The 14,908-nt window shown below is 70.4% G+C and carries 15 protein-coding genes; 2 read left to right on the forward strand and 13 right to left on the reverse strand.

The window, feature by feature from the left end; all coding sequences use genetic code 11:
- Window positions 1-27: 27 nt before the first annotated feature.
- The 3 genes from FFS52_RS06610 to FFS52_RS06620 all read right to left on the reverse strand — a co-directional run bounded on the left by FFS52_RS06610 (window position 28) and on the right by FFS52_RS06620 (window position 2,807).
- Complete coding sequence (locus FFS52_RS06610; RefSeq protein ID WP_137809229.1) at window positions 28-1,101, reverse strand: anti-sigma-D factor RsdA; 1,074 nt, start codon at window positions 1,099-1,101, stop codon at window positions 28-30.
- A complete protein-coding gene (locus FFS52_RS06615; RefSeq protein ID WP_010841867.1) occupies window positions 1,085-1,672 on the reverse strand; it encodes a sigma-70 family RNA polymerase sigma factor in 588 nt (195 codons plus the stop codon). The genes FFS52_RS06610 and FFS52_RS06615 overlap by 17 nt, the downstream gene beginning before the upstream one ends.
- Before the next feature lie 175 nt (window positions 1,673-1,847).
- Window positions 1,848-2,807, reverse strand: coding sequence for a hypothetical protein (locus FFS52_RS06620; RefSeq protein ID WP_137809230.1), 960 nt, complete (start codon window positions 2,805-2,807; stop codon window positions 1,848-1,850).
- 416 nt (window positions 2,808-3,223) lie between these two features.
- Here FFS52_RS06620 and FFS52_RS06625 point away from each other — a divergent pair, with 416 nt between their 5' ends.
- Window positions 3,224-3,520, forward strand: coding sequence for a WhiB family transcriptional regulator (locus FFS52_RS06625; RefSeq protein ID WP_010841865.1), 297 nt, complete (start codon window positions 3,224-3,226; stop codon window positions 3,518-3,520).
- Between the two features lie 99 nt (window positions 3,521-3,619).
- Here FFS52_RS06625 and groL read toward each other — a convergent pair whose 3' ends face one another.
- From groL to alr, 8 genes are all read right to left on the reverse strand, one after another.
- Window positions 3,620-5,236: a chaperonin GroEL gene (gene groL, locus FFS52_RS06630; protein ID WP_137809231.1), complete on the reverse strand. Its 1,617-nt coding sequence runs from the start codon at window positions 5,234-5,236 to the stop codon at window positions 3,620-3,622.
- A 132-nt stretch (window positions 5,237-5,368) separates the two neighbouring features.
- Complete coding sequence (groES, locus tag FFS52_RS06635) at window positions 5,369-5,668, reverse strand: co-chaperone GroES (RefSeq protein WP_004019185.1); 300 nt, start codon at window positions 5,666-5,668, stop codon at window positions 5,369-5,371.
- A gap of 193 nt (window positions 5,669-5,861) precedes the next feature.
- Window positions 5,862-6,908: a tRNA (adenosine(37)-N6)-threonylcarbamoyltransferase complex transferase subunit TsaD gene (tsaD, locus tag FFS52_RS06640; RefSeq protein WP_137809232.1), complete on the reverse strand. Its 1,047-nt coding sequence runs from the start codon at window positions 6,906-6,908 to the stop codon at window positions 5,862-5,864.
- Window positions 6,905-7,414, reverse strand: coding sequence for a ribosomal protein S18-alanine N-acetyltransferase (gene rimI / locus FFS52_RS06645; protein ID WP_137809233.1), 510 nt, complete (start codon window positions 7,412-7,414; stop codon window positions 6,905-6,907). Before rimI ends, tsaD begins: the two co-directional genes overlap by 4 nt.
- On the reverse strand, window positions 7,411-8,115 hold the full coding sequence (gene tsaB, locus FFS52_RS06650) for a tRNA (adenosine(37)-N6)-threonylcarbamoyltransferase complex dimerization subunit type 1 TsaB (RefSeq protein WP_137809234.1): 705 nt from the start codon (window positions 8,113-8,115) through the stop codon (window positions 7,411-7,413). Before tsaB ends, rimI begins: the two co-directional genes overlap by 4 nt.
- Window positions 8,112-8,588 (reverse strand): tRNA (adenosine(37)-N6)-threonylcarbamoyltransferase complex ATPase subunit type 1 TsaE, encoded by a 477-nt coding sequence (tsaE, locus tag FFS52_RS06655; protein ID WP_058250699.1) that lies wholly within the window; start codon window positions 8,586-8,588, stop codon window positions 8,112-8,114. The genes tsaB and tsaE overlap by 4 nt, the downstream gene beginning before the upstream one ends.
- Window positions 8,585-9,721, reverse strand: a complete 1,137-nt coding sequence (locus tag FFS52_RS06660) for an alpha/beta hydrolase (protein WP_137809235.1) — start codon at window positions 9,719-9,721, stop codon at window positions 8,585-8,587. Before FFS52_RS06660 ends, tsaE begins: the two co-directional genes overlap by 4 nt.
- Window positions 9,718-10,902, reverse strand: a complete 1,185-nt coding sequence (gene alr / locus FFS52_RS06665) for an alanine racemase (protein ID WP_137809236.1) — start codon at window positions 10,900-10,902, stop codon at window positions 9,718-9,720. The genes FFS52_RS06660 and alr overlap by 4 nt, the downstream gene beginning before the upstream one ends.
- A gap of 173 nt (window positions 10,903-11,075) precedes the next feature.
- Here alr and FFS52_RS06670 point away from each other — a divergent pair, with 173 nt between their 5' ends.
- Window positions 11,076-11,552 carry a hypothetical protein gene (locus FFS52_RS06670; RefSeq protein ID WP_137809237.1) on the forward strand — a complete coding sequence of 159 codons (477 nt, stop codon included), beginning with the start codon at window positions 11,076-11,078 and terminating at the stop codon, window positions 11,550-11,552.
- Here the strand turns inward: FFS52_RS06670 and FFS52_RS06675 are convergent.
- Together FFS52_RS06675 and glmS are read right to left on the reverse strand one after the other, a co-directional pair.
- Entirely contained in the window at window positions 11,500-12,969 is a 1,470-nt protein-coding gene (locus FFS52_RS06675; RefSeq protein WP_065629905.1) for an NAD(P)H-hydrate dehydratase, read from the reverse strand. The genes FFS52_RS06670 and FFS52_RS06675 overlap by 53 nt on opposite strands.
- A 9-nt stretch (window positions 12,970-12,978) precedes the next feature.
- Window positions 12,979-14,841, reverse strand: coding sequence for a glutamine--fructose-6-phosphate transaminase (isomerizing) (gene glmS, locus FFS52_RS06680; protein ID WP_065629906.1), 1,863 nt, complete (start codon window positions 14,839-14,841; stop codon window positions 12,979-12,981).
- Window positions 14,842-14,908: the final 67 nt, after the last annotated feature.

Raw genomic sequence — 14,908 nt, forward strand, 5'->3', positions numbered from 1 at the left:
GTTCGGGTCGGCGATGGTGCGGTCGCGTCAGCCGATCGGCCGACCGGCGTCCACGCCGGGCGGCGGTGTCCATGGGATCTCGGGGAACTCGGCCGGGAAACGGGTGACCTTCGTGCTCGACGACGGCGTCGACGGTTCTGCCGGCTCGCTCGAGGGCGGGACCGACGACGGCTCCTGCGGTTCGCTCGTCTGCTCGGACGGCGTGGTCGGTTCATCCGTCCCGCCGCCCGGAGGCGTCGACGCGTCGGGTGAGGGCTGGTCCTCGGAGTTCCGGAGATCAGGCCGGGTCGGGTCGATCGTCCCGGGCTGTTCCGCACCGGTCGACGGTGCGGGATCGGTGGTCTCGATCGGCAGACCCGCACCCGCGCGGATGCGGTTCATCCAGTCCGTCATCTCGTCACGCATCTCGTTGTCCATCGGACCCATGCGCTCCTGCGCCTCGGCCAGCAGGCTGGCCGCCGCACCCGGATCACCGGCGGCGATCGCGGCCTCGGCACGCTCGAGGTTGTTCCGGACGTCGTGGGCCGCCTGCGTCTGCGACGCGGCCTCGGCGAACACGACCTGCTTGATGCCCCACAGCGGGTCGCCGGGTTGCGAGCCCTCGGAGAGCACGGTCAGGCCGGCAGCCGCAACGATGACGATCGCGGCGGCACCCGACACGACGCGCAGGTGACGGACCATGCGGCGGCCGCGACTCGCGCGCTCGCTGGTCCCGATTGCCCGCTCGACGTCGTCGACGGACAGCAGCTCGGGCTCGGGGGTGGACACGATCTCCGACCGCCAGCCCGACAGCATCTCGGCCAGCTGATACTCGGCCGCGTCGCGGGTCGGCACCGGCACATCGCGGGTCAGCGCGTCGAGGAAGTTCTCGTCGAAGCTCAGTTCGGAGAGGTCGAGCGCGTCGTCGGAAGCGGAGAGATCGAACGCGTCGAGTCCGGACTCCGCGTCCGAGGAGAACGGGTCAACCGGGCGGGGTCCGGGCCCTGCGGGCGCCGGGCCGCTCGAACCGGGCGCGCGACGGTGCGCCGGCGGCTGACCGGGTCGATTCGGCTGGTCACCACCGGCGACACGGCGTCTACGCCAATCAGACTGTCCGCTCATCGTGACCTCCTGTCCGTCTCAACTCGTCTTTCAATTTCGCCAGCGCTCGATGCTGGGCGACTCGTACTGCTCCCGCGGTGCTGCCGATCGCCTGCGCGGTCTCCTCCGCCGACATCCCGACGATCAACCGCAGGACCAGTACCTCGCGTTGCTTCTCGGGGAGGATGCCCAGCAGGGCTCTCATCCGCCTGCTGCCGTCGGCATCGATCGCGAACTGCTCGGGACCCCCGGTGACGTGTGAGACCTCGGGGATCTCCTCGACCGGGTCCGACTTCACCCGTGCCGCCACCCGCATGGCGTCGGCGACCTTGTGCGAGGCGATGCCGTAGACGAAGGCCATGAACGGTTTGCCCTGGTCACGGTACCGTGGCAACGCGGTCATCACCGCCATCAATGCCTCCTGCGCGATGTCGTCGGCGGAGAACAGATGCCGTTCCCCTACCCCGATGCGTCCTCGGCAGTAGCGCAAGATCGGTTCCTGCACGCTTTCGAGAACTGACGTGAGAGCTGCCCGATCGCCTTGGCCCGCGGCCCGGACGGCGTCGTTCAACTCACCACCTGTCAACTTCATCGCGCGTAGGAATCCCCGTGTTACAAGTCGGCCAACCGGTCTAATTGCCGGTCCTGGTCCGGGCCCCGGCACGGTGACGCCGCCGGTGGCGATCGTCGTGGCACGCGGCTGGAGAGCGCGTTCCGGCGACGTCTCCGGCGGCGACGACGTGGCAGACCCCAACACACCTTAGCGATCAACCGTCCGGCATCAGCGCCATGCCCTTGCCGATCAGCGTGGCGCGGAGCCGGCGGTGGTGAACGGCCTCGTCGCCGGACGCGGCTCCGGTGCCCAGCAGGAGGCTCATCGCCGCCCACTCCAGGGGCAGGAGGGCCTCGTCGCGAGCGTCGGCGACGACGTCCCGCGCCGCGTTCGCGGTGCCACCCCGATCCCCCGCGCCCGCGGCGGCAGCCGCGGCGATCAACGCAGTCTTCACTCGATGGCGGGCCGGGACCGGAGTCGCCGCGTCGTGCATCTCCCGCACCAGCAGTGCCCCCGCTCGGGCGTGTTCGAGCCCGGACGCCACGTCACCGCGGTACAGACCGAGTTCGGCGCTCACCCATTCCCAGCGCAGGCGGCAGCGCGTGGCCGTCATCCAGTCCGCGTCCGCCGGCCGCCAGGACCACTGTTCGGGGTTCGCCCCGACCGGCCGCTCGTCCGTGGGATCGAGGACCGTTCGCGCCCGGTCGAGCAGCCGACGGGACGCATCGAACCGCAGCAGACCCAGATTGTCGGCCGCGAGCCCGACGAGTCCGTCCGCGACCGCCGCTCGGATGAGCGAGACCTCGCGTGGCCCGGGGCCCGGTGCACCCGGCTCGGCCCGGGCGCCGGAGATGCCGACGGTGAGGAGGGCTCGACCGTCGACCCCATGCGAGATGTGGTGTCGCCCGGCCTGGCGGATCAGAGAGGCCCGCGTGCTCTGACACAGCGACAGCACGGCGAGGTGGGGGTCGGTGGGCGCGGATACCCGCGCCCGTACACCGGCGACCCGTTCGAGGGACGCGAGTTCGGTGAGCGCGCGGGCGTAGTTCCCGTCCCCGCCGGCGGAGACCGCCGCGGCCCACGCATGCAGCAGCGGGACCACCGAAGGTCGCATCGAGGGGTGTCGACGCAGCTCAACGGCTTTGTCGAGCGTCGAGGAGGTGTTCTTGGTCACTCGATCTTTTTCGGTTTGCATGAATTTAACGAACGATTCCCAACGTTAATTCTCTGGACAGATCACGGGTGCATCATCGGAAGATTTCCGCCGTGTAAATCGGTTCGATCGACGTCACCACACCCCTACGTCCGACGCGCTGGACGGAGACCTGGACTAGGCAGCCATCATTGCAGGTCACACCGGGTCGGTCGCCCCGGTTAAGGGGGTACCGCAACGACGCATCCGCGCTGTGCTATCCAACCGCGATCACCTAACCCGCCGTTAACATTTCTGAGACTTTCGCAGCAATCCTGTCCCAATTCAGGGCTATTGACGCAATTTCTCAGGCCCGCTTAATGTGAGTTCAGCGTTGCAGGAAATCGACGTTTCCCACCGAAGCACCCCGGTGCGGCCCACGACAAGGAGTAGCTGTCATGCCTCAGCCCAATCATCTCCCCGGCCCCAACGCTGACATCTGGGACTGGCAGATGTCAGGACTCTGCCGCGGCGTCGACTCGTCGATGTTCTTCCATCCGGACGGCGAACGCGGCCGCGCCCGAGCGCAGCGTGAGCGACGCGCCAAAGAGATGTGCCACCAGTGCCCGGTCATCGCGCAATGCCGGGAGCACGCACTCGCGGTGGCGGAGCCGTACGGCATCTGGGGCGGACTGTCCGAATCCGAGCGCAGCATCTTGATGAAGCGGGGCGTCGGCCGCCGGATGGCCAGCTGAGGCCAGGGGCGTCGAACCCGACCAGACCACGACCCCGAGAGCCGGGCATCCCTGCGAGGATGCCCGGCTCTCGTGTTCGTCGAACTGCGCGGAGTTACGTCAGTGCGCGTGCCCGTGTCCGGCGTGACCGGCCGGTTCGTCGGCCGGCTGATCGGTAATCGCCGTCTCGGTGGTCAGCACCATGCGGGCCACCGACGCGGCGTTGACGACCGCCGACCGGGTGACCTTCACCGGGTCGATGATGCCTTCGGCGACGAGGTCGCCGTAGGACAGGCTCGCGGCGTTGAACCCCGAGCCCTCGGCCCCACCGGCGACCTTGTCGACCACGACCGCGCCGTCGAGTCCGGCGTTCGCGGCGATCCAGTAGAGCGGCGCCCGCGCGGAGTCGCGGACGACCCGCACGCCGAGGACTTCGTCACCGGTCAGGGACTCGGCGAGGGCGTCGAGCTTCTTCGACGCCTGCACGATGGCCGAGCCACCACCGGGGATGATCCCCTCCTCGACGGCGGCCTTGGCCGCCGCGACGGCGTCCTCGACGCGGTGCTTGCGCTCCTTGAGCGCGGTCTCGGTGGCCGCACCCACGCGGATCACCGCGACACCACCGGAGAGCTTTGCCAGACGCTCGGCGAGCTTCTCCTTGTCCCAGTCGGAGTCGGACTGCTCGATCTCCCGACGCAGCTGTGCCGAACGGTCCGCGATCGCGTCCTTGGTGCCGGCACCCTCGACGAGGGTGGTGGCGTCCTTGGTGACGACGACGCGACGGACCGAGCCGAGCACCTCGAGACCGACCGTCGGCAGGCTCAGGCCGATGTCGGAGGAGACGACGGTTCCGCCGGTGACGATCGCGAGGTCTTCGAGGAAGGCCTTGCGGCGGTCGCCGAAGAACGGCGCCTTGACGGCGACGGCGCGGATCGTCTTGCGGATCGAGTTCACGACGAGGGTCGACAGCGGCTCGCCCTCGACATCTTCGGCGATGATCAGCAGCGACTTGCCTGCTTCGACGACCTTCTCCAGCAGCGGCAGGAAGTCCGGCAGGGAGCTGATCTTGTCGCGGTAGAGCAGGACCAGCGCGTCCTCGAGAACCGCTTCCTGGCTGTCGAGATCGGTGACGAAGTAGGGCGAGAGGAAGCCCTTGTCGAACTGGACGCCCTCGGTGATCTCGAGGTCGGTGCTCAGCCCCGAGCTCTCCTCGACGGTGACGACACCGTCGGCGCCGACCGCGGTCATCGCCTTGCCGACCATCTCGCCGATCTCCTCGTCGCGGGAGGACACGGTGGCGATCTGGGCGATGGCCTGTTCACCGGCGACGGGGGTCGCAGCGGCGAGCAGGGCCTCGCTCAGCGCATCGGCGGCCTTGCTGATGCCCTGCCCGAGAGCGATCGGGTTGGACCCGGCGGCGACGTTGCGCAGGCCGGCCTTGACCATCGCCTGTGCCAGCACGGTCGCAGTGGTGGTGCCGTCGCCCGCCACGTCGTTGGTCTTGGTGGCGACGGACTTCACCAGTTGCGCGCCGAGGTTCTCGAACGGATCGTCGAGCTCGATGTCGCGCGCGATGGTGACGCCGTCGTTGGTGACACTCGGTCCGCCGAACGCCTTGGCGAGGACCACGTGCCGTCCACGCGGGCCGAGGGTGACCTTCACGGTGTCGGCGAGCTGGTCGATGCCTCGCTCGAGCGCCCGGCGCGCGGTTTCGTTGAATTCAATCTGCTTGGCCATGAATCACTTTCTGCAACGGGAGCCTGTCGGCGTAACGCACATCGCCCCGGTACCCCTGCACGGGGCGCCGGGGCGATGTGAGACGCGATGAAGGCTCGCGGGGTCTAACTCGGCCGGAGTTCGGTGCCGGTCCTACTTGCCGATGACGGCGAGGACGTCGCGCGCCGAGAGGATCAGGTACTCCTCGCCGGCGTACTTGATCTCGGTGCCGCCGTACTTGCTGTAGATGACGGTGTCACCTTCCTTGACGTCCACGGGGACGCGGTTGCCCTGCTCGGTGACCCGACCCTCGCCGACGGCGATGACGGTGCCTTCCTGCGGCTTCTCCTTGGCGGAGTCCGGGATGACCAGGCCCGACGCGGTGGTCGTCTCGGCCTCGACGGCCTGCACCAGGATCTTGTCCTCAAGCGGCTTGATGTTCACGCTCGCCACGATGTGAGTCCTCAACTTTCGTACTGAGAAAGAATCTGCACGTTCACGGCCCTGCAAAACCCCGTCGTCGCGGGTGTCCGAGGCTTCGGTCAGCGCCATCTAGCACTCTATACATGCGAGTGCCAGCACTCAAGGGTGGAGGCTGCAAAAACCCGGCCGTGTTCGCTCCCCGCGAAGACGGCCGGGCCGTCCGCTACAGCTGACTGACACGCACCGACATCGCCGGGTCCGACGCCACGGTCAGCGGCGAGGGCGCCGCTCCCCCGCCGATCACATGAGCGCCGAGCGTCGCGATCATCACGCCGTTGTCGGTGCACAGGCGCGGCTTCGGAACCCGCAGGTCGATCCCGGCCGCCCCGCAGCGTTCCTCCGCCAGCGATCGGATGCGCGAATTGGCGGTGGCACCTCCGCCGAGGACCAGGGTGTCCACCCCGAGGTCACCGCAGGCCCGGACCGCCTTCATCGTCAGCACGTCGGCCACCGCCTCCTGGAACGAGGCCGCGACGTCCGCCACCGGTACCTCCACACCGTCGCGCACGCATTTCTCGACATACCGTGCGACCGCGGTCTTGAGTCCGCTGAAGGAGAAGTCGTGCCGCGAGTCGCGGGGACCGGTCATACCGCGTGGGAAGGCGATCGCACCCGGGTCACCCTCACGGGCGACGCGGTCCAGCGCCGGCCCCCCGGGAAAACCGAGATCGAGCAGGCGGGCGACCTTGTCGAAGGCCTCCCCGGCCGCGTCGTCGACCGTGGTGCCCAGTTCGACGATGGGCTCGGCGAGATCGGTGACGTGCAGCAGGTGCGTATGTCCACCGGAGACCAGCAGTGCGACGCACTCCGGCATCGGTCCGTGCTCGAGGGTGTCCACCGCGACGTGCCCGCCGAGATGGTTCATCGCGTACAGCGGCACGTCCCAGGCGAGTGCGTAGGCCTTCGCCGCGGCCACCCCGACGAGCAACGCGCCGGCGAGTCCCGGCCCGATGGTGACCGCGATGGCGTCGGGGCGGTCGATCCCGGCCGCCTCCCGCGCCCGACGCATCGTGGGGACGATCGCCTCCAGGTGCGCTCGGGAGGCGATCTCGGGGACCACGCCGCCGAACCGGGCGTGTTCGTCCACGCTCGACGCGACCTCGTCGGCCAGCATCGTCGCGAATCCGGGTGTGTCGCCGTCGCCCGGCGTCCACCGGACGATGCCGACACCCGTTTCGTCGCAGGAGCTTTCGATGCCGAGAACGATCACGCCGGGCCCTCCTCCGGTTCGAGCGGCCGGCCCGACACCGGGAGCCGCAACATCGTGTAGGCATCCGCGCCGGACGGCTGATAGTAGTTGCGGCGAAGACCCGCGGTGCTGAACCCGTGATGTGAGTACAGCCCGATAGCCACCTCGTTGTCGGTGCGTACCTCCAGGAACACCGCGGCGTCGTTCTCGTCCGCGACGGCGAGCATGGCCTCGAGCAGCGCCCGGCCCACTCCCCGTCCCCGATGGTCCGGATCGACGGCGATGGTGTGGATCTCGCACTCCCAGGCGTCGGGTTGCCCGAGCGTGGAGATCCCGGCGTAACCGATGACGTCGGCGCCGAGGCGCTCCCGAGCCGCGAAATAGGTGTTGTACGGGGCGTTGAGTTCGGCGCGGAAAGCCGCGGCGGGCCAGGGTGAGTCGTCGGCGAACATCCGCCGTTCCATCGCGGCGCAGCGCGGGATGTCACCGAAGGTGAGCGCGTCGATGACCAGCTCCGGTGTGGTCATCGCGCCGCACCCGCCCGACGGGCCTTCTGCTCGACCGCGTCGGGGCGTCGTAGATACAGCGGCACAAGGGGTTCGGGTTCGGCGCCCGCGACGATGTCGGCGGCAGCCGCCATGACCACCCCGCGTACGGTCGGCACGCCGGTCGCGGGTGGATCACCGGTCCAGCCGGCGAGTTCGAGGTGGGCCGCAGAACCCGCCACCGCACCGATCCGCCCCCCGGCGACATCGGGGGCGAGCTCCTCGGCGACCACCGCGGGCGCGGTCACCTCGGGGCCGCGCACACGACGGCCACCCTCGTAGAGCGCCCAGTAGACCTCGCGCCGGCGCGCGTCGGTCACCACCAGAGCTCGCGATCCTGCGTCGTCCGGACCGGCGTCGACGGCAAGCGCATCGAGGGAGCACACGCCATACGCCGGTATCCCCAGCGCGTCGGCGAAGGCGGCGCCGGTCGCCATCCCCACCCGGAGTCCGGTGAACGGCCCAGGCCCGCAGCCGACGACCACCGCGGTCAGTTCGGTTCGGGCCGTGCCGGATTCGGCAAGACACTCGGCGACCAGGGTGGTGAGCAGTTCCGCGTGCCGTCGGTGGTCGGCGACCACCCGTTCGGCCAGCACGCGCACCTCACCGTCGCGCAGTTCGGCCACTCCGGCCACCACCGAATCGGTGGCGGTGTCGACCGCCAGCACCAGACCCTGACTCATTCCGCGCTCACCCACTCCCACTCGGCGTGTCGCACATCGGTTTCGGTGTCCCGTCGCAGCCGCACGACCAGATGCCGGTCGGCGAGCCGCTCGGCCACACCTTCGCCCCACTCGACGACGACGACCGCCTCGTCCAGGTCGGAGTCCAGGTCCAGGGCATCGAGTTCGTCGAGCATCCCGGACCCGCTTCCCGTACCGCCGAGCCGATAGGCGTCGACGTGGACCATCCCCGGGCGGTCGGGCCGGCCCGGCCGGTGCTCGCGGGCGATGATGAACGTCGGCGAGGTCACCCGCCCCTCGACGCCGAGACCGGCACCGATCCCGCGGGCCAGCGCCGTCTTTCCTGCGCCCAACGGACCGTCGAGGATGACCACGTCACCTGCGGACAGGGTCGACGCCAGCTCGGCGCCGAAGGCCTCGGTGTCGTCGACCTCGGGAAGGTCGCGCGTTCCCCGGGGACCCACGCCGCTCATCGGCGGCCTCGCTTCCACCAGCGCCGACGAGGGGCCGGCAGAGCGATCCGCGCGCGATCCACCAGTTCGGCGATCGCGTCGCTGACGAGCCGGGGCTCCTCCATCTGAACCATGTGGCCGGCGCCCTTGGCGACGACCAGGCGGGAATCAGCGCCCAGTTGGGAGTACATCCGGACCGAGTTGCGCAACGGCGTGAGCCGGTCCCGGTCGCCGCACACGACCGTGGTCGGCACCTGGGCGACCACCGGCAGGGCGGTCGACTCGTCGTGGATCTCCAAGGCGTGCAAGAAGTTCACGATGGTCTCGATCGGCGTGCTCTGGATCATCGTGTCCACCGCGGCGCCGAGGGCCGGACTGTAGAACGTCGGCCCGAAACTCGCCGCGACCAGCACCGGTTCGAGGGCGGCGCGGGTCAGTCCGCGGCCCGCCTGGACCAGGCGCGGCGCGCGGCGCACACTCATCCGGAAGGCATCCACCACCGGATTGCGCAGTCCCTCACCGAGTCCGGCGTCGGTGACACCGCGCGACGCCGTCGCCACCAGCGCCACCCCGGCGACCGGACCGTGCGACGAGAACAATGCCGGGTGCCGGCGCGCGAGCCCCATCAGCGTCATGCCGCCCATCGAATGACCCACGAGGACAACGGGTCCCTCAGGTACGGTGGCACGGATCACCGCTGCCGCGTCGTCGGCCAGCTGCGCGATCGTGCAGGTCTCGGTCGGGGCCGGGTCGCTCTCCCCGTGCCCCCGGTGATCGAAGAACACCAGCCGGTAGTTGCGATCGTGCCACTCGGCGGCGAGTTGCTCGCGCTGGAAATGCCAGCTCGACAGCCGGAGGCTGAAGCCGTGCACGAACACGATCGTGAGGTCGGGCACGGAGCCCTCCGACACCGTCCCGAGGTCGACGATCCGCACCGCTAGATCCAGGCCGTCATCGGCGGTGACCGCGGTCCCCCGCTCGCGGTAGAGCGCGGTCAGATCGACATCGGCGTGCGGGTCCGGCCGGCCCACCACGCTCTTGCGGGCGATGTTGCGCGCTGCCCCGACGGCTGCCATGCCGCCCAGGGCGGCAATCCCCGCCACCCCGGCCAGCAGCCCGACCCGGTCGGAATCCACCAATGCTGCCTCGCTCACTGTCCGGTCCCCATGGACTTCGTGGTTGCCGTGGTCTCGGGGTCGAGCCCGACCTGCGTCTCGCCGAGGTAACGACGGACCACGCGCGTCCCGACCTGGGAGACGATCTCGTAGTCGATGGTGCCGATCGCGTCCGCCCAGTCCTTCGCGGTGGGGCCGCCCGAGGCGCCGGTGCCGAACAGTTCGGCCTGGTCCCCCTCGCGGACACCCGCGCCGTCGGGTCCGAGGTCGACGACCAGCTGATCCATGCAGATGCGGCCCACCCCGTCGAACATCCGCTCGCCGATCCGGACCCGGATCCGGCCCGATAGCAGTCGCGGCACGCCGTCGGCGTACCCCGCGGCGACCACGGCCACCACCGTGTCGCGCGGCGCGATCCACGTCTCGCTGTAGGACACGCCCTGTCCCGCGGCGACCTTCTTCACGAGCGCGATGGTCGCGGTCAGGGTCATCGCCGGGATCAGCCCGAAGTCGCCGCGTGCCGGTACCGGGGTTCGGCCGTAGACGGCGATCCCCGGCCGAACCAGGTCGCGGGCGAGATCCGGACGGGTCAGCGCGGCAGGCGAATTGGCGATGTGGACCACCTGCGGTGCAGCGCCGAGGCGGGTCAGGTCGGCGACCGCGGCGTCGAGCCGCTGCGCCTGTGCGTCGTTCAGCGGGTGCTCGGGTTCGTCGCCGCGCGCGAGGTGGCACATCGCCGCACGCAGGGTCACCGAGCCGTCGACGTGCGCCTTCGCCACCCGCTCGGCGAAATCCGCCCATTCGTCCACCGCGACGCCGCTGCGATTGAGGCCGGTGTCCACCTTCGCGGTGACGACCGCGGACCGACCGGTGCGGTGTGCCGCCGCAATCACCGCGTCGAGCTGGGAGATCGACGAGAGTGCGATGTCGATGCCGTCGGCGATCGCTCCGGCGAAGTCGGCTCCCGGCGTGTGCAGCCACGCGGTGATCGGGGCGTCGATGCCGGCGGCGCGGAGCGCGGCGGCCTCGGTGAGGTGCGCGACCCCGAGTTCGGCGGCGCCGGCCGCGAGCACGGCGCGGGCCACCGGCAGGGCGCCATGGCCGTAGGCGTCGGCCTTCACGACCGCCATCACGTCAGCGCCCGAAGCGGCGCGCAGCACGCCGACGTTGTGGGCGATCGCGCCGAGATCCACGGTCGCGGTCAGAGCAGGGGAAGTCATCGTCGACCATTGTCCCAGATCGCCGGGGGCGGCTCGTCCCGGCTGCCTCCGGCGTGAGGTGCGCGTCGTTCTGCGGAGATGGTCTGAGTAGTCACACCGATGCGCGGCGTCGGGCAGGACGGTTGAGTGGACCCCGACGCTGATCCCGAACCGCCGCACCACCGGAAGTCACCATGTACACGAACTCGAATCCGCAGGACCCCGCCGTTCTCGCCTCGGTCCGCCTGCGCCCAGCCCACGACCTCGCCGGCTTCGTGCCCGCCGGCTTCGTGCCCGTCGACCCGATCGTCCCGCCCGCGCGCCCGGGTCGGCCGGGCCTGCGCGCATCGCTCACGTCGTGGGCCGCCAACACGATCGGGTGGGTGGCGTTCGCCAAGGCCGCGGTGCTCTTCCTTCTCGCCCTCGGGCACGCCATGGCGGGCGAACCCGCCGACGGGTACGGGGTCGCGGCTCTCGTCGCCTTCGGCGTGGGAGTACTCATGACGATCGTCGCCTGCGCGGGTCTCGTCGTGTCATTCGTCCAGCGGGTCAGGCACGGCGCCTTTCGGCGCCCGGGCGTCATCGCCGACGCGATCGTGCTGTCGTCGGTCACCGCGTTCAGCGTGCTGACGGCGCTGTACCCGCTCGCGTTCGTGCTGGCGGCGTGGTGAACTCGCGGATCGCCGGCCGCAGCGCCCCCAGCAGCGTCGACGCCCCGATCGGCGCGCCGCCACTCGCGAGCTGCGCCGCCCGGGCGTGGACGCGCGCGGCCGACGCACCGGCGACCAGCGGCGACCTCCCGGCGGCAAGCAGGGCCCCGGCGATCCCCGACAGGACGTCGCCGGCCCCGGCGGTCGCCGCCCACGACGACACGGCGTCGTTGCCCAGGACGTGACCCGTCGGGTCGGCGACCAGCGTGATACGTCCCTTGAGCAGCACCGTGACGCCCCACCGCGCGGCGAGACCGGAGACGGCGGTCAGACGGTCGGCGCCCAGTTCGGTACCGGTCAAGCGGGCGAATTCGCCGGCGTGCGGGGTCAGCAGCGTCGGTGCCGTCCGCCCGTCGACGAGCCCGGGGTCGCGGGCGATCAGGGTGAGCGCGTCGGCGTCGGCCAGGACCGGCAGATCGGTGTCCAGGACGGTACGCAGGGTCGTCGCGGCCGCATCGTCGGTACCCATGCCGGGGCCGAGGACCCACGCCTGCACGCGTCCGGCACCGGCGAGGTCGGGCGTGGCGACGACCTCCGGCCACTGCGCCACCACCTCGGCGTGGGCGGAGCCGACGAACCGGGTCATTCCGGAGGTCGCGGTCACCGCCGCGCCGGTGGCGAGGACGGCCGCACCGGGGTACCGATGCGACCCGGCGATCACCCCGACCACCCCCTGCGTGTACTTGTCGTCCCCGGGACCCGGTGTCGGCCAATCGATCTCGTCGTCGGTCAAGGTGGCGAGCGGCGAATCGGCGGGGTCGCCGAGGCCGGCGTCATCGAGGCCGATGTCGACGAGGACGACCCGCCCGCACTGTGGGGCGGCGAGCAGGTGGGCGCGGCGACGGAAGCCGAAGGTGACGGTGATGTCGGCACGCACCGCCGGGTCGTGGACCTCACCGGTGTCGGCGTCGACGCCCGACGGCAGGTCGACCGCGACGACGGTGGTTTCCGGACCGACCACCGCGAAGACCTCGGCGGCGTTCGCCCGCAGCGGCCCCCGGCCACCGAGTCCGACCACGCCGTCGACGATCACCTCGAGGCCGTCGGGTAGCCGCTCGCCGATCCGTCCGCCGGCGGCGCGGAATGCCCGCAGCCCGGCGGCGTGGGCGCGGTCCGGGGCGAGCAGGACCGCGTCGACCCGCACGCCGCGGCGGCACAGCTCGGCACCGGCGAACAGCGCGTCGCCGCCGTTGTCCCCCGCACCGACGACCAGCCCGACCGACCGTCCATAACATCCGCCGGTCCGGCTCAGCTCTGCCGCGATCACCCGGGCGACGCCGTGCGACGCCCGGCGCATCAGGACGCCGTCGGTGAGCAGGTTCCCCGTCGCCCGCTCGGCGGCGCGGACCTCATCGGCCGTCAGGTACCGGATCGGCATGCGGAACCGCTATTCGACGGTCACCGACTTGGCCAGGTTCCGCGGTTTGTCGACGTCGTAGCCACGGGCCTGCGCGACGCTCGCCGCGAACACCTGCAGCGGCACGGTCGACACCAGCGGTTGCAGGAGCGTCGGCGTCTTCGGGATGGGGATGAACTCGTCGGCGACGGCACGGGCGGCCGCGTCGTCGGGCTCGGCGATGACGATCGTGCGGGCTCCGCGGGCCTGGATCTCGCGGATGTTGCTGACCATCTTCGAGTGCAGCACGGCGCGGCCGTCCGGCGAGGGCATGACCGTGATCACCGGGAGCCCGTCCTCGATCAGCGCGATCGGCCCGTGCTTGAGCTCGCCGGCCGCGAACCCCTCGGCGTGCATGTACGCGAGTTCCTTGAGTTTGAGAGCGCCCTCGAGCGCCACCGGATACCCGACATGCCGGCCGATGAACAGCACCGTGTTGTGGTGCGCCAGCGAACGCGCCAGCTCCCGGACCGGCTCCATCGTGTCCAACACCTGCGCGACCGAGTCGGTCATCGCCTCGATGGCCGCGAACTCGCGGGCGACCTCGTCGGCGTACTTCGTGCCGCGTGCCTGCGCAAGCGCGAGCCCCACGAGATAGGCGGCGACGATCTGCGCGAGGAAGCACTTCGTCGACGCGACGCCGATCTCGGGGCCCGCGTGGGTGTAGAGAACCGCGTCGGATTCCCGGGGGATCTGTGCCCCGTTGGTGTTGCAGATCGCGAGGACGCGTGCCTTCTGGTCCTTCGCGTGCCGGACCGCCTCGAGCGTGTCGGCGGTCTCACCGGACTGCGAGATGGCCACCACCAGGGTCGACCGGTCGAGAACCGGGTCGCGGTAGCGGAACTCACTGGCGAGTTCGATCTCGACCGGGAGGCGCGTCCAGTGCTCGATCGCGTACTTGGCCAGCAGCCCGGCGTGGTAGGCGGTGCCGCAGGCCACCACGAACACCTTGTCGACGTCGCGCAGATCGTCGTCGGTCAGGCGTTGCTCGTCGAGCACGATGCGACCGTTCTGCAGGTGCCCGAGGAGGGTGTCGGCGATCGCGCGCGGCTGCTCGGCGATCTCCTTGAGCATGAAGAAGTCGTAGCCGCCCTTCTCCGCGGCCGCGAGATCCCAGTCGATGTGGAACGGCTTGCCGTCCCGGGCGTTCTCGTCGAAGTCGGTGACCGTGTACGAGTCGGCGGTGATCACCACGACCTCGTCCTGGCCGAGCTCGACCGCGTCCCGGGTGTGTTCGATGAAGGCCGTGACATCCGACGCGAGGAACATCTCGCCCTGCCCGACACCCACCACGAGCGGGGTCGACCGCCGCGCGGCGACGATGGTGTCCGCGTGGTCGGCATGGGTGAACACGAGCGTGAACGCACCTTCGAGGCGACGCAGCGCCGCATACGCGCTAGCCACGAAGTCGCCGGCGGTCGGCCCGAACGCGTAGTACTTCGACACGAGGTGCACGGCGGTCTCGGTGTCGGTCTCGGACACGAACTCGATGCCGTCGTCCTCGAGTTCGGCGCGTAGCTCGGCGTAGTTCTCGATGATGCCGTTGTGGACGACGGCGAGCTTGCCGTCGTCACTGGCGTGCGGATGCGCGTTCCGATCGGTCGGCTTGCCGTGTGTGGCCCACCGCGTGTGTCCGATGCCGGTCGTGCCCGACAGCGACTCGCGACCGACCGCGGCGATCTGCTTCTCGAGGTTCTCCAGCCGGAGTGCCTTCTTCTGGATCGCGGTGCTTCCCTCGCCGTCGAGGATCGCGACGCCCGCCGAGTCGTACCCGCGGTATTCCATCCGCCGCAACGCGTCGACGACGATGTCCAGGGCATCGCGCCGCCCCACGTATCCCACGATTCCACACATAGCTAGTCAGGGTACCTGCGGACGCGCGAGCGGCAGCGCGGCGCGTCGGGTGCCGAGCGGGGGTCAC

Origin of the sequence: Gordonia sp. ALPHA1B1 (assembly GCF_005502615.1) — a bacterium.
Taxonomy (GTDB): Bacteria; Actinomycetota; Actinomycetes; order Mycobacteriales; family Mycobacteriaceae; genus Gordonia; species Gordonia hongkongensis.

Coding starts and splice junctions, on each gene's coding strand:
- FFS52_RS06610 (WP_137809229.1), bottom strand. CDS start 1,101: ATGAGCGGACAGTCTGATTGGCGTAGACGCCGTGTCGCCGGTGGTGAC.
- FFS52_RS06615 (WP_010841867.1), bottom strand. CDS start 1,672: ATGAAGTTGACAGGTGGTGAGTTGAACGACGCCGTCCGGGCCGCGGGC.
- FFS52_RS06625 (WP_010841865.1), top strand. CDS start 3,224: ATGCCTCAGCCCAATCATCTCCCCGGCCCCAACGCTGACATCTGGGAC.
- groL (WP_137809231.1), bottom strand. CDS start 5,236: ATGGCCAAGCAGATTGAATTCAACGAAACCGCGCGCCGGGCGCTCGAG.
- rimI (WP_137809233.1), bottom strand. CDS start 7,414: ATGACCACACCGGAGCTGGTCATCGACGCGCTCACCTTCGGTGACATC.
- tsaB (WP_137809234.1), bottom strand. CDS start 8,115: ATGAGTCAGGGTCTGGTGCTGGCGGTCGACACCGCCACCGATTCGGTG.
- tsaE (WP_058250699.1), bottom strand. CDS start 8,588: ATGAGCGGCGTGGGTCCCCGGGGAACGCGCGACCTTCCCGAGGTCGAC.
- alr (WP_137809236.1), bottom strand. CDS start 10,902: ATGACTTCCCCTGCTCTGACCGCGACCGTGGATCTCGGCGCGATCGCC.
- FFS52_RS06670 (WP_137809237.1), top strand. CDS start 11,076: ATGTACACGAACTCGAATCCGCAGGACCCCGCCGTTCTCGCCTCGGTC.
- FFS52_RS06675 (WP_065629905.1), bottom strand. CDS start 12,969: ATGCCGATCCGGTACCTGACGGCCGATGAGGTCCGCGCCGCCGAGCGG.
- glmS (WP_065629906.1), bottom strand. CDS start 14,841: ATGTGTGGAATCGTGGGATACGTGGGGCGGCGCGATGCCCTGGACATC.